Raw genomic sequence first — 12,921 nt, 5'->3', positions numbered from 1 at the left:
ATCAGTAGACCCTGCAGAGGACTTCGCCGCCGACGTTAGCGTCGCGAGCGGCGGCGTCGGACATGACGCCCTTCGAAGTCGAGAGGATCGAGATGCCGAGGCCGTTCTTGACGGGCTTCAGATCGCCGATCGCCGAATAGACGCGGCGGCCCGGCTTGGACACGCGCGCGATCTCGGCGATGACGGGCTGACCGTCGAAGTACTTCAGCTCGATCTCGAACTGCGGAAACTCACCCGGGTTCTGAACCAGGTTGTAGCCGCGGATGTAGCCTTCGTCCTGCAGCACGTCGAGGACGCGCTGGCGCAGACGGGAAGCGGGGGTCAGCACCTTGGAACGCTTGCGGGTCGCCGCGTTCTTGATGCGAGCGATCATGTCGCTCAGGGGATCGTTGATCATCATGTCTGTTCGCTCCCCTTACCAGCTGGACTTGGTCAGGCCAGGGATCTGGCCCTGGTTGCCGAGTTCACGCAGCGCAATCCGGCTCATCTTGAGCTTGCGATAGAACGCACGCGGACGACCGGTGACTTCGCAACGGTTGCGAATACGGGTCGGCGCGGAGTTGCGCGGCAGTTCAGCCAGCTTCAGGCGCGCGTCGAAACGCTCCTCAAGCGGCAGGTTTTCATCGTTGGCGGTCGCCTTCAGGGCGGCCCGCTTCGCGGCATACTTCGCAACCAGGGCCTTGACGGCTTCGTTGCGGTTTACGGCGCTCTTCTTAGCCATTGTTCTCTTCCCTTCCCGCTCAGTTCTTCACGAACGGGAACTTGAACTCGGTGAGGAGAGCCTTGGCTTCCTCATCGGTCTTGGCCGTGGTGCAGACGACAATGTCCATGCCCCACATCTGGTCGATCTGGTCGTAGTTGATTTCCGGGAACACGATGTGTTCCTTCAGACCGGTGGCGTAGTTGCCGCGACCGTCAAACGACGTGCCCTTCAGACCACGGAAATCCTTCACGCGCGGCAGCGCGATCGTGATGAACCGGTCCAGGAACTCGTACATCTGGTCGCCGCGCAGGGTGACCTTGCCGCCGATGACCATGCCTTCACGCAGCTTGAAGCCGGCGATGGAGTTACGGGCCTTGGTGGCGACGGCCTTCTGACCGGCGATGGCCGTCAGATCCTTGAGGGCGGCGTTCGCCTTCTTGGAGTCCGCGACGGCTTCGCCGATGCCCATGTTCAGGACGATCTTGTCCAGCTTGGGCACCTGCATTTCGTTCGTGTAGCCGAACTTTTCCTTCAGCACCTGGCGGATACGCGCCTGGTACTCGCCCTTGAGGCGCGGAGTGTACTTCTCGGTAGCCATCAGATGACGTCTCCCGTCGTCTTGGCGATGCGGACCTTGGTGTCCCCATCGATCTTGAAGCCGACGCGGGTCGCCTTGCCGTTGGCGTCGGCGATCGCGACGTTCGACAGGTGAAGCGAGGCTTCCTTGTTCTTGATGCCGCCCTGCGGGTCAGCCTGGCTCGGGCGCGTGTGGCGCTGAACCATGTTGACGCCTTCAACCAGGACGCGGTTTTCGGAGGGCAGGACCTTCAGCACGTTGCCCGTGCGGCCCTTGTCCTTGCCGGTGAGGACGACGACGCGGTCGCCCTTCTTGATCTTGGCGGCCATGTTACAGGACCTCCGGAGCCAGCGAGATGATCTTCATGTGGTTCTTGGCGCGCAGTTCGCGGGGAACCGGGCCGAAGATCCGCGTGCCGACAGGCTCGTTCTGCTTGTTGACGATGACGGCGGCCGACTTGTCAAAACGAATGACCGAGCCGTCCTTGCGTTGGATGTCCTTGGCGGTGCGCACGACGATGGCGCGAACAACGTCGCCCTTCTTCACGCGGCCACGCGGGATGGCTTCCTTCACGGAGGCGACGATTGTGTCGCCGATCGAGGCGTAGCGGCGCTTGGAGCCGCCCAACACCTTGATGCACATGACCCGGCGGGCGCCCGAATTATCGGCCACTTCCAGGTTAGTTTGCATCTGGATCATAAGATCAGATCCTTCTGATTACGAGGCGGAGGCGTTGGAAAGGACTTCCCAGCGCTTCAACTTGGACTTCGGGGCGCACTCGACGATGCGAGCAATGTCGCCGACTTTGAGCGCGTTGGCTTCGTCGTGGGCGTGATACTTCTTCGAAAGACGAACGATCTTCTTCAGAACCGGGTGCAGCAGCGTGCGCTCCACCTTCACGACGACGGTCTTGTCGCCCTTGTCGGACACGACCACGCCTTCAAGAATTCGCTTGGGCATATTCGTTTCCTTACGAGGCCGCACGCTTCTCGCGCAGAAGCGTCGAGATGCGGGCGATGTCTTTGCGGACTTCACCAACGCGGTGAGTCTTTTCCATTTGGCCGGTGGCCGCCTGGAAGCGCAGGTTGAACTGTTCCTTCTTGAGCTTCAGCAGCTCGTCGGACAGTTGGTCGGTCGTTTGCGACCGCAGATCGGCGATCTTGGTCATTAGGCGGCTACCTCGACATGGGCGATGCCGGCGTCGATGCGGGTCACGACCTTGGTGCGGACCGGCAGCTTGGCGGCGCCGAGACGGAGGGCTTCACGGGCGACTTCGTCCGTGACACCGTCGATTTCAAACAGGATGCGGCCCGGGTGGCAGCGCGCGGCCCAGTGGTCCACGGCGCCCTTGCCCTTACCCATCCGGACTTCGGCCGGCTTGCCCGTGACGGGCAGGTCGGGGAAGACGCGGATCCAGACGCGGCCCTGGCGCTTCATCTGGCGGGTGATCGCGCGGCGAGCCGCTTCGATCTGACGCGCGGTGATGCGTTCCGGCTCCAGCGTCTTCAGGCCGTACGACCCGAAGTTCAGCGAGAAGCCGCCCTTGGCCGAGCCGTGGATGCGGCCCTTGAAGGCCTTGCGGTACTTGGTCTTCTTCGGTTGCAACATGACTTAGTTCTCACGTCCCCGGTCGCGACGCGGACCGCGGTCGCCACGGGGGCCGCCGCGTTCGCGGCCTTCGTTCGAGGACGGACCCGACGCTTCCTGGGCCCAACGCTTGTCCTGGGCCATCGGATCGTGCTCGAGCACTTCACCCTTAAACACCCAGACCTTCACGCCGATGATGCCGTAGGTCGTCTTGGCTTCGTAGAAGCCATAGTCGATATCGGCCCGCAGGGTGTGAAGCGGCACGCGACCTTCGCGATACCATTCCATCCGCGCGATTTCAGCGCCGCCCAGACGACCCGAGACATTCATCCGAATGCCCTTGGCGCCCAAACGCATCGCCGACTGCATCGACCGCTTCATTGCGCGGCGGAATGCAACACGACGTTCCAGCTGCTGCGCGATGTTCTCGGCGATCAGCTGCGCATCGGTTTCCGGCTTGCGGACTTCGATGATGTTCAGGTGAACTTCACCCTCGGTGCGCGCCGAGATGTCCTTGCGGAGCTTCTCGATGTCAGCGCCCTTCTTACCGATCACGACACCCGGACGGGCGGCGTAGATGGTGATGCGGCACTTCTTGTGAGGGCGCTCGATGATGATGCGCGACACGCCGGCGGCGGCCAGACGTTCCCGCAGCCACTCGCGCAGCTTCAGGTCCTGGTGCAGCAGGCGGGAATAGTCGGCGCCGGCGGCGAACCAACGGCTGTCCCACGTACGGTTCACGCCGAGGCGCAGACCAATCGGATTGATTTTCTGACCCATCAGGCGGCCTCGCCGGCTTCACGGACCACGATGGTGATCTCGCTGAACGGTTTCAGGATGCGCGACGAACGGCCACGAGCACGGCTCGCGAAACGCTTCATCACCAGGTTCTTGCCCACGAAGGCCTCGGCGACGACAAGATTGTCGATGTCGAGGTTGTGGTTGTTCTCAGCGTTCGAGATCGCCGAATACAGGACCTTGCGGACGTCGGTCGCGATACGCTTACGGCTGAATTCCAGCTCGTTCAGCGCCTTCTGAACCGGCATGCCGCGGATCGATGCGGCGACCAGGTTCAGCTTTTGCGGGCTGATGCGCACGTTGACCAGCTTGGCGCGGGCCTCGGTCGGGGCGACCCGACGAATGTTCTTGGTCTGGGCCATCAGTTACTTCCTTTTGGCCTTCTTGTCCGCCGCGTGACCCGGGAAGTTCCGGGTCGGGGCGAACTCGCCGAGCTTCATGCCGACCATCTCTTCCGAGACCGACACGGGCACGTGCTTCTGACCGTTATGGACGCCGAACGTCAGACCGACGAACTGCGGCAGGATGGTGGAGCGGCGCGACCAGGTCTTGATCACGTCCTTGCGGCCCGACGTTTGAACGGCGTCGGCCTTCTTGAGCAGATACCCGTCGACAAACGGGCCTTTCCAGGAGGAGCGGGCCATTCTTAGCGAGCCTTCTTAACGTGGCGGGTACGGATGATGTACTTGTCCGTAGCCTTGTTCTTGCGGGTACGGGTGCCCTTGGTGTCCTTACCCCACGGCGTAACGGGGGTGCGACCACCAGAGGTCCGGCCTTCACCACCACCGTGCGGGTGGTCGATCGGGTTCATGGCGACGCCGCGGACGTGCGGGCGGAAGCCCATGTGACGCTTGCGACCGGCCTTGCCGAGGTTCTGGTTCATGTGGTCGGGGTTCGAAACCGCGCCCACAGTGGCCATGCAGCCGTCCAGGACCATGCGAAGCTCGCCCGAGCCGAGGCGGATCTGGGCGTAGCCCTGATCGCGACCCACCAGCTGGGCATAGGCGCCGGCCGAACGGGCCAGCTGAGCGCCCTTGCCCGGCTTCATCTCGATGTTGTGGATGATCGTACCCACCGGCATCGAACGAAGCGGCATGGCGTTGCCCGGCTTCACGTCGGTCTTTTCGCCCGCGATCACCACGTCGCCGGCCTTAAGGCGTTGCGGCGCGATGATGTAGGTCTTCTCGCCGTCTTCGTAGGTCACGAGGGCGATGAAGGCCGTGCGGTTCGGATCGTATTCCAGACGCTCGACCGTGCCGACCATGTCCCACTTGCGACGCTTGAAGTCGATCTTGCGGTACAGGGTCTTGGCGCCGCCGCCACGGAAGCGGACCGCGATGCGACCGCCCTGCCCGCGTCCGCCCGACTTGGTCAGGCCTTCGGTCAGCGACTTTTCCGGACGGCCCTTGTGGAGCTCCGAACGGTCGACCAGCACGAGGGCGCGACGGCCCGGCGAGGTCGGATTGTAATGTTTCAAGGCCATCTGATCAGAGCCCCGTGGTCACGTCGATCGACTGGCCGTCGGCCAGGGTCACGATTGCTTTTTTGATGTCCACGCGACGGCCCAGGATACCCCGGAAGCGCTTGGTCTTGCCCTTTTGAACCAGGGTGTTGACCTTCAGGACGTTGACTTTGAACAGGCTTTCGACCGCTGCGGCGATCTCGTCCTTGGTCGCCGTGTCGGCGACGCGGAAGACGACCTTGTTCTGCTCGGACAGGATCGTGGCCTTCTCGGTGATCACCGGAGCCAGGATGGTGTCGTAGTGCTTGGCGGTAGGTTGAGCGGCCATTACGCGGCTTCCTTATCGCTGAAGCGGGCTTCGATCGCCTCGATGGCGGCCTTGGTCAGCACCAGCTTGTCAGCCCGCAGGATGTCATAGACGTTCAGGCCGGCGTTCGGCAGCACGTCGATGTGCGGGATGTTGCGTGCGGCCAGGCCGAAGTTCGTGTCGACTTCCGGACCCGCGATGATGAGAGCCTTGGTCCAGCCCAGCTTGCCGAGCGTCTCGCGCAGCGAGGCGGTCTTGGCTTCCTTGACCGAGACGGTGTCGACGACGATCAGGTCGCCCGACTTCACCTTGGAGGACAGGGCGTGACGCAGAGCGAGCGCGCGGATCTTCTTCGGCAGCGAGAAGCCGTGGTCGCGAACGACCGGACCGAAGGCGCGCGAACCGCCGACGAACTGCGGTGCACGGCGCGAACCGTGACGAGCGCCGCCGGTGCCCTTTTGCTTGTACATCTTCTTGCCCGTACGAGAATTCTCGTTGCGGGTTTGAACCTTGTGCGTACCGGCGCGGCGCTTGGCCAGTTGCCAGTTGACGGTGCGGGCCAGGATGTCGCCGCGGATGTCAGCGATGCCGAAGACGGCGTCCGACAGTTCCACGTCGCCGGCGGCCTTGCCGTCGAGTTGGATGACAGAGAGTTTCATTACGCTTCACCGCCTTCGGTCGCTTCGACGGGGGCTTCTTCAGCCGGGGTCGAGGCGGGTTGAGCAGCAGACTTGCTCGACTTCAGCGCACCGGGGAACGGAGCGTCGGCCGGACGAGCCTTCTTGATGGCGTCACGAACCTTGACGTAGCTGCCGTCATGACCGGGGACAGCGCCCTTGATCAGGATCAGGCCACGCTCGGCGTCCACGCGGACGACGGTCAGGTTCTGGGTGGTGACGGTTTCGGTCCCGTAGTGACCGGCCATCTTCTTGCCAGGGAAGGTGCGACCCGGGTCCTGACGGTTACCCGTCGAACCGTGCGAACGGTGCGAGACCGAAACGCCGTGGGTGGCGCGAAGGCCGCCGAAGTTCCAGCGCTTCATGGCGCCGGCGAAACCCTTACCGATGGTCTCGCCCTGGATGTCGACCTTCTGGCCCACCAGGAAGTGTTCAGCCGACAGTTCGGCGCCCACGTCCAGCAGACCGTCCGCATCGACGCGGAACTCGGTCACATAGGCTTTCGGTTCGACTTCCGCCTTGGCGAAGGTCTCGCGTTGAGCCTTGTTGGTGTTCTTAGCCTTCTTCGTGCCAGCGCCCAGCTGGAGAGCGACGTAACCGTCACGCTCCTGGGTACGTTGGCCGACGACCTGGCAGCCGTCGAGCTGCAGCACAGTGACCGGTACGTGCGCGCCGTCATCGGCGAACACGCGGGTCATGCCCAGCTTCTTGGCGATCACGCCCGTGCGCATCGGATCCCGCCTCTTTCTACTTTAAATCTTGATCTCGACGTCCACACCAGCGGACAGGTCGAGCTTCATGAGCGCGTCCACGGTCTGCGGGGTGGGGTCGATGATGTCGAGCACGCGTTTGTGCGTGCGGATTTCAAACTGCTCACGCGACTTCTTATCGACGTGCGGCGAGCGGTTCACGGTGAACTTCTCGATCAGGGTCGGCAGCGGAATCGGACCGCGAACGGTCGCGCCGGTGCGCTTGGCGGTATTAACGATCTCGCGCGTCGAGAAATCGAGGACGCGGTGATCAAAGGCCTTGAGCCTGATGCGGATGCTTTGATCCATATCGGTGCTTACTTCCAATGCGGTCGGAGGACCGCGTCCCTGTGAACCATTTCAAAGACCGAAGGCCTTCGGGCATATAGCCCTCAGGGAACGCAAATCCGCAAAAACGATCGGCCCACGCAGTTGCCCGCGAAGGCCGTTGAAATCCCAAGAAGCTGCAAAGAACAGTGACTTAGGTCGTTCCTGCGAACCGCGTTTGCAGCGAACTGCACAGCCGGTCCAACAAGAGTGGTGGCTTATGCCTATCGATTCTGATTTCGTCAAGCGCGCAAACCCCGGCTGAGACAGGATTTCGTCACGCGGGTTCCAGCGCCGGCGACGCCCCGGAAATCGCCCGGGGGCGCCCGGCTTCATCGACCGCCACCATGACGAACTCCGCCGCTGCAGACCGTCGCCGGTCGCCCGTCAGCAGGTCCTCGGCCCACAGTTCCACCTCTATAGTAACGGAGGAACGGCCGACCCGCGTCGCGCGCGACGCCAGCTCGATCATGTCGCCTTCTCTTATGGGAGAAGAGAAATCGATGCGGTTCGACGCCGCCATGACCATGACGGCCCTGGCCTTGCGTGTGGCGCAGACGAAGGCCGCCTTGCCCATCAGCTTCAGGGCGTCGCCGCCGTAGAGGGTGCCGTAGTGATTGGTCCAGGTCGGGAAGACCATCTCCACCGCCCGCAGCCAGCCGTCGTCCCGAGGCGTGCCCTCCATCAGAGGCGGCAGGTCGCCCTGCCCTTCCTCTCGCGGCGCCACCATGTTGAAGACGCCCCGCGTGCACAGCCGCCGCTCCCCGCTGACCGGCGCCTCAGCCCAGAGCTCGACCTCGACACCCATCGAGGTGCGCCCCACACGCACGATCTGACCCGTCGCCTCGACCATCTCGCCGATCCGGGCGGGGGCGGCGAAGTCGATCCGTTCGCATCCGGCCGTCACGGTCGGCCGCCGCGCATGACGCGCGGCGGCCAGAAAGGCGACCTTGTCCAGGTGCGCCAGACCGACGCCCCCGAACAATGTCCCGTGGTGATTGGCGTCCCCAGGGAAGACCATATCTATAAGCGTGACGCTCACGCCGCGACGGCCTCCTGGCGCGCGGCTTTCGCCGCCGACACCATATTGGCCAGCGCCGCCTTGGTTTCCGGCCAAGCGCGAGTCTTCAGGCCGCAGTCCGGGTTCACCCACAGCCGATCTGCGGGCAACTTGCCCGCCGCCGCCGTCAGCAGGGCCGCCATCTCATCCACCGACGGCACGCGCGGCGAGTGGATGTCATAGACGCCCGGTCCGATCTCGGCCGGATAGCGATAGTCGGAGAAGGCGTCGAGCAGCTCCATTTTCGACCGCGAGGTCTCGATGGAGATGACGTCCGCATCCATCGCCCCGATGGACTGGATGATGTCGTTGAACTCGGAATAGCACATGTGGGTGTGAATCTGGGTTTCGTCCCGGACGCCCGAGGCCGTGACGCGGAAGCTCTCCACCGCCCATTCCAGGTACGCCGCCCAGTCGGCGCGGCGCAGGGGCAGGCCCTCGCGCAGGGCCGCCTCGTCGATCTGGATCACGGCCGCCCCGGCCGTCTCCAGGTCCGTCACTTCGTCGCGGATGGCAAAGGCGATCTGGCGGCAGGTGGTGCTGCGCGGTTGGTCGTCACGCACGAAGGACCAGTTCAGGATGGTCACTGGGCCGGTCAGCATGCCTTTCATCGGGCGGTCGGTCAGGGATTGAGCGTAGCGCCACCATTCCACCGTCATCGGCTTGGGCCGCGATACGTCGCCGTAGATGATCGGCGGGCGGACGCAGCGTGAGCCATAGGATTGCACCCAGGCGGCCTTGGTGAAGACAAACCCCGACAGCTGCTCGCCGAAATACTGGACCATGTCGTTGCGCTCGAACTCGCCGTGGACCAGCACGTCCAGGCCTAGCTCCTCCTGCCATTTCACCGTCCGCGCCGTCTCTTCACGCAGGAATTGGGCGTAGGCCGCATCGTCGATGACGCCCTTGCCGTGGTCGGCGCGGGCTTTGCGGACTTCGGCCGTCTGGGGGAAGGAGCCGATCGTGGTGGTCGGATAGGCGGGCAGGTTCAGACGCCGCTGCTGGACCTGGCGACGGATTTCGAAGCAGGAGGTCCGGCGCGCCAGGGCCTGGTCGGCATCCGCCGCACGAGCCTGAACCTTCGGATCATTGATACGGGGCGAGGTGCGACGCGAGGCGACGGAAGCGGTCGAGGCGTCCAGCGCCGCCTTTACCGCAGCGCGTCCTTCGTTCAACGCCCGCGCCAGGGTCGCCAGCTCGCCAACCTTCTGAACGGCGAAGGCCAGCCAGTCCTTGATCTCGGGATCGAGGGCAGTCTCGCGTTCCAAATCGATCGGCGTGTGCAGCAAGGAGCAGGACGGGGCGATCACCACCTTACGTCCCGCAGCGACCAAAGGCTCGACCTTGTCGAGCACGGCGTTGAGATCGGCCTTCCAGACATTGCGGCCGTCGATGACGCCCAACGAAAGCACCTGATCGACCCGCGTCGCCGATGCGACTTGCGCCAGTTGCTCCGGCGCCCGGATCAGATCGATGTGCAGGCCGTGAACCGGCAGACGCAGCGTCGTCTCCAGATTGTCGCCCAAGGCCCCGAAATAGGAGGTCAGCATCAGTTTGATCGGCGGCGTGACATCGGCCAGCACGCGGTAGGCATGGTCATAGGCGGCCTTCGCCTCGTCGCTCAGGTCGGTGACCAAGCAGGGTTCGTCCATCTGGACCCAGGTGGCGCCCGCGCGGGCCAACGACCGCAGCACCTCCGCATAGACCGGCAGCAGGCGTGGCAGCAGGCTGAGCACGTCGAACGCCTCGCCCCGCGTCTTGCCCAACAGCAGATAGCTGACCGGCCCCAGCAGCACCGGCCGGGTCTCTATCCCCTGGGCCTTGGCCTCCAGATACTCGTCCAGCGCCTTGGTCGAGCCCAGGCGGAACAGCTGGTCAGCCGTGAACTCGGGCGCGAGATAATGGTAGTTGGTGTCGAACCATTTGGTCATCTCCATCGCCGGCGTCCCCTCGCCGCTCGCATGGACATGGCCGTGTGCGCAGACCTCGTCGTCGCCGCGCGAGCCGCGGGCCATGGCGAAATAGGTGGCCAGATCGACCCGATCCCCGCTCCAGCCGTAGGCGGGCGGCACCGCCCCGACCATGGCGGTCAGGTCGAGCACTTGATCATAAAGAGAGAAGTCGTTGGAAGGCACGATGTCGGCCCCCAGGTCGCGCTGTCGCGCCCAGGTCAGGCCGCGGAGCTCGGCAGCAGTGGACAGGAGGGCATCGGCGTCGGTCTTGCCGGCCCAATGAGACTCAAGCGCGGTCTTCAGTTCTCTCTTGGGGCCGATGCGGGGAAAGCCGAGGGTGGCGACCTGGACGGTGTGGCGGGTCATGACGTTCGAAACCTGTGTTGTGGCCAGGTTTCGGACAGGGTCGCGCGGACGCCGACGCGGACGTGCAGGGTCCGGCGGCGCGCATGCGGCCTGACCGGACACCCCGCCGGAGGACGTTATCTGTCGGGGCAGGTCTCCTGGCTCACGGGTCGACGCCTCGGATCCGGCCTTCCCGGCGCGGACGCCAGTGACACGAGATGGACCCTCGACTCGCCGCTTACAGTTGCGGGGGCAGCGCCGGTTTCACACCGACTTCCCTCTTAGCTCTGGGCGCCAAACGACGCACAGAGACCACGACGGATGCAAAGAACGGCATAAACCCAGCTTCGTCAATACATATAAGGATATGCTTATATGATTATGTGATTGCTCGATCTTAACCCTTTGCCTCGAGATACGCGCACCCCTGACACATTGCAGCCACAAGGCGTGGCAGATGGGCCACATGGCAGTTTCAAGACACTTATATAACGGCGATTTAACGCTCAGCTTGGCCGCGTCCTGATAGCAGCCGCCCTCCCCGGACCCCCATCCGGGTCGAGACCGCTAAGGACAAAAGAAAATGAAGACGATCCTCCTCGCCACGGCCGCCGCCGCCCTGTTCGCCGCCCCGGCCTTCGCCCAAGACGCCATCGGCTCGGTCGGCGTGACCTACTCCAATCCTTCGATCGAGGTCGCAGGCAATGACGTCGACGCCGACGTCTGGACCGTGGACGGCGCCGTCGCCCTGCCGGCCGCTGACTGGACCGTGACCCTGAACGGCGCCGTCGACTACACCAAGGCCTTTGGTGAAGAAGACGTCACCGGCGTCGCCGCCGCCCACCTGACCAAGATGTGGACCGCAGACGTCCGCGCCGGCGCCTTCGTCGCCGCCAACGACATCGGTTCGGGCAACGATCCCGTCTGGACCGTCGGCGCCGAAGCCCAGAAGTACCTGTCCAACGCGACCCTGACCGGCCTGGTCGCCTACACCACGGCTGACGATGTCGACGCCGACATCTGGACCGTCGGCGGCGACGCCGCCTTCTACGTCATGCCGAACCTGCGCCTGAACGCCGGCGTCAGCTACAACAACGTCGACGTCACCGGCGGCGACGTGGACGCCTGGACCTACGGCGTGGGCGCCGAGTACGAAATCGAGAACACCCCGTTCTCGGTCGGCGCTTCCTACACCCGCGCCGACGTCGACTCGATCGACGTCGACACCTGGTCGCTGGGCCTGCGCTACAGCTTCGGCGGCGGTCTGCAAGCGCGTGACCGCGCCGGCGCCGGCCTGAACGTCTCGTCGATCACGAGCGTCCTGGGCGCCTTCTAAGCCCTTCAGGTTTTCCTGAAAGCAGAGGCCCCGGCGGAGCGATCCGCCGGGGCATTTTCTTTGCTTCGGACACGAAAAAGGCCCCCGGGGTTCCACGACCGGGGGCCTTTCCTCTCGCGGCGAGAGACGGGTCTTAACGCCCGATATGAACCGTTCCGGATCCGACGATGGAGCGGGACACAGCGCCGGTCGCGGCGGCGACGCGGACATCGCCCGATCCCGCGATGGCGACGCTGAGGTCTCGCGTGGTTCCGCCGAAACGGACGTCGCCAGAGCCGCCGATGGCCACCGACAGCTTGTCCATTCGGCCCTGCCGGATGTTGACGCCCCCCGAACCGCCGATGGAGACGTCGCCGCGACCGTTGACGCCGGCCACCTCGACGCTGCCGGAACCACCGACCGCCGTCTTGAGGTTTCCGGTCGCCCCGGCGGAGATCGAACCCGATCCGTCGACGTTGGCTTCGAGCGAACGGGACGTGCCGGCGCGAACCGACCCTGACCCGCCGACGCTCAGTTCGAGGGGGCCGTCCACATTGGCGATGGTCCAAGTCCCGCATCCGCCGCTGTCGAGTTCAACAGAACGCGCGCCGCGTCCCACGGAGCCGAAGACGGCGCCGCCCGCGCTGACGTCCACATTACGGGGGGTCCGCACCACGATCATGGGGGCGTCCTCCAGACGGATGCGACCCAGATCCCGCACCTCGACGGTGGCGCCCTGACCCGGCTGGGCGGCGTCCGACCGTCCCGAGTTACAGTTACGTATGCCGTCGCTTCGGCCCCAGAGGCCGTTGCGGCGAAGCCCGCCGTCGATCTCGACGTCGCGGCCGTTACGGCGCACCTGGATGGCGGGCAGGCGCGAACGGCCTTGCGTCACCTCGACGCCGACATCCTGACGATCTTCGACGATGACGATCACGCGCGCCACGGCGTTGCGGATCTCAACCTCGCCGGCGGAGGCGGGCGCAGCGGCCGCCAATCCGATCAATGCGGAGACTCCGGCGGCGGCGATCAATGCGGTCTTCATGTGCGGCCTTCCCTTTC

20 protein-coding genes and 1 riboswitch are annotated in these 12,921 nt (G+C 64.5%); of the genes, 1 reads left to right on the top strand and 19 read right to left on the bottom strand.

Annotated features, from left to right (window positions below):
* Window position 1: 1 nt before the first annotated feature.
* The 18 genes from rpsH to metE form a co-directional block, all read right to left on the bottom strand.
* A complete protein-coding gene (gene rpsH, locus ACW170_RS09805) occupies window positions 2-400 on the bottom strand; it encodes a 30S ribosomal protein S8 (RefSeq protein WP_054765468.1) in 399 nt (132 codons plus the stop codon).
* A 15-nt stretch (window positions 401-415) separates the two neighbouring features.
* Window positions 416-721 carry a 30S ribosomal protein S14 gene (gene rpsN, locus ACW170_RS09800; RefSeq protein WP_008259854.1) on the bottom strand — a complete coding sequence of 102 codons (306 nt, stop codon included), beginning with the start codon at window positions 719-721 and terminating at the stop codon, window positions 416-418.
* Between the two features lie 19 nt (window positions 722-740).
* Window positions 741-1,301: a 50S ribosomal protein L5 gene (gene rplE / locus ACW170_RS09795; RefSeq protein WP_154726240.1), complete on the bottom strand. Its 561-nt coding sequence runs from the start codon at window positions 1,299-1,301 to the stop codon at window positions 741-743.
* Complete coding sequence (rplX, locus tag ACW170_RS09790) at window positions 1,301-1,609, bottom strand: 50S ribosomal protein L24 (protein WP_292148863.1); 309 nt, start codon at window positions 1,607-1,609, stop codon at window positions 1,301-1,303. Before rplX ends, rplE begins: the two co-directional genes overlap by 1 nt.
* Before the next feature lies 1 nt (window position 1,610).
* Window positions 1,611-1,979 (bottom strand): 50S ribosomal protein L14, encoded by a 369-nt coding sequence (rplN, locus tag ACW170_RS09785; protein WP_003164378.1) that lies wholly within the window; start codon window positions 1,977-1,979, stop codon window positions 1,611-1,613.
* An 18-nt stretch (window positions 1,980-1,997) separates the two neighbouring features.
* A complete protein-coding gene (gene rpsQ / locus ACW170_RS09780) occupies window positions 1,998-2,240 on the bottom strand; it encodes a 30S ribosomal protein S17 (RefSeq protein ID WP_267516110.1) in 243 nt (80 codons plus the stop codon).
* A 10-nt stretch (window positions 2,241-2,250) separates the two neighbouring features.
* Entirely contained in the window at window positions 2,251-2,448 is a 198-nt protein-coding gene (gene rpmC, locus ACW170_RS09775; protein ID WP_008263673.1) for a 50S ribosomal protein L29, read from the bottom strand.
* Window positions 2,448-2,888 (bottom strand): 50S ribosomal protein L16, encoded by a 441-nt coding sequence (rplP, locus tag ACW170_RS09770; RefSeq protein ID WP_267516103.1) that lies wholly within the window; start codon window positions 2,886-2,888, stop codon window positions 2,448-2,450. Before rplP ends, rpmC begins: the two co-directional genes overlap by 1 nt.
* A gap of 3 nt (window positions 2,889-2,891) precedes the next feature.
* A complete protein-coding gene (gene rpsC / locus ACW170_RS09765) occupies window positions 2,892-3,647 on the bottom strand; it encodes a 30S ribosomal protein S3 (RefSeq protein WP_183194940.1) in 756 nt (251 codons plus the stop codon).
* Window positions 3,647-4,027 carry a 50S ribosomal protein L22 gene (rplV, locus tag ACW170_RS09760; RefSeq protein WP_008262904.1) on the bottom strand — a complete coding sequence of 127 codons (381 nt, stop codon included), beginning with the start codon at window positions 4,025-4,027 and terminating at the stop codon, window positions 3,647-3,649. The genes rpsC and rplV overlap by 1 nt, the downstream gene beginning before the upstream one ends.
* 3 nt (window positions 4,028-4,030) lie before the next feature.
* A complete protein-coding gene (gene rpsS / locus ACW170_RS09755; protein ID WP_008262211.1) occupies window positions 4,031-4,309 on the bottom strand; it encodes a 30S ribosomal protein S19 in 279 nt (92 codons plus the stop codon).
* Window positions 4,310-4,311: 2 nt separating this feature from the next.
* Window positions 4,312-5,148, bottom strand: a complete 837-nt coding sequence (gene rplB / locus ACW170_RS09750; protein WP_267516094.1) for a 50S ribosomal protein L2 — start codon at window positions 5,146-5,148, stop codon at window positions 4,312-4,314.
* 4 nt (window positions 5,149-5,152) lie between these two features.
* Window positions 5,153-5,455: a 50S ribosomal protein L23 gene (locus ACW170_RS09745; RefSeq protein WP_008260292.1), complete on the bottom strand. Its 303-nt coding sequence runs from the start codon at window positions 5,453-5,455 to the stop codon at window positions 5,153-5,155.
* Window positions 5,455-6,093 (bottom strand): 50S ribosomal protein L4, encoded by a 639-nt coding sequence (gene rplD, locus ACW170_RS09740; RefSeq protein WP_492027846.1) that lies wholly within the window; start codon window positions 6,091-6,093, stop codon window positions 5,455-5,457. Before rplD ends, ACW170_RS09745 begins: the two co-directional genes overlap by 1 nt.
* Complete coding sequence (gene rplC, locus ACW170_RS09735; protein WP_055753390.1) at window positions 6,093-6,842, bottom strand: 50S ribosomal protein L3; 750 nt, start codon at window positions 6,840-6,842, stop codon at window positions 6,093-6,095. The genes rplD and rplC overlap by 1 nt, the downstream gene beginning before the upstream one ends.
* A 21-nt stretch (window positions 6,843-6,863) precedes the next feature.
* Complete coding sequence (gene rpsJ, locus ACW170_RS09730; protein WP_105563630.1) at window positions 6,864-7,169, bottom strand: 30S ribosomal protein S10; 306 nt, start codon at window positions 7,167-7,169, stop codon at window positions 6,864-6,866.
* Between the two features lie 295 nt (window positions 7,170-7,464).
* The gene (locus ACW170_RS09725) at window positions 7,465-8,229 is read right to left on the bottom strand and encodes an acyl-CoA thioesterase (protein ID WP_492086519.1); all 765 of its coding nucleotides are present in this window, start codon (window positions 8,227-8,229) and stop codon (window positions 7,465-7,467) included.
* Entirely contained in the window at window positions 8,226-10,565 is a 2,340-nt protein-coding gene (gene metE, locus ACW170_RS09720) for a 5-methyltetrahydropteroyltriglutamate--homocysteine S-methyltransferase (RefSeq protein ID WP_492086518.1), read from the bottom strand. Before metE ends, ACW170_RS09725 begins: the two co-directional genes overlap by 4 nt.
* A 110-nt stretch (window positions 10,566-10,675) precedes the next feature.
* A riboswitch (cobalamin riboswitch) is annotated at window positions 10,676-10,876 on the bottom strand.
* A gap of 251 nt (window positions 10,877-11,127) precedes the next feature.
* Here metE and ACW170_RS09715 point away from each other — a divergent pair.
* Window positions 11,128-11,880 carry a porin gene (locus tag ACW170_RS09715; protein ID WP_492086517.1) on the top strand — a complete coding sequence of 251 codons (753 nt, stop codon included), beginning with the start codon at window positions 11,128-11,130 and terminating at the stop codon, window positions 11,878-11,880.
* A gap of 133 nt (window positions 11,881-12,013) precedes the next feature.
* On the opposite strand, the gene ACW170_RS09710 is transcribed toward ACW170_RS09715, so the two are convergent.
* A complete protein-coding gene (locus ACW170_RS09710) occupies window positions 12,014-12,904 on the bottom strand; it encodes a head GIN domain-containing protein (protein WP_492086516.1) in 891 nt (296 codons plus the stop codon).
* Window positions 12,905-12,921 lie beyond the last annotated feature (17 nt).

Source organism: Brevundimonas sp. FV2ps16, assembly GCF_058681075.1.
Note: the sequence above shows the minus strand (reverse complement) of the source record. Positions and strands in the feature narration are given on the sequence as shown.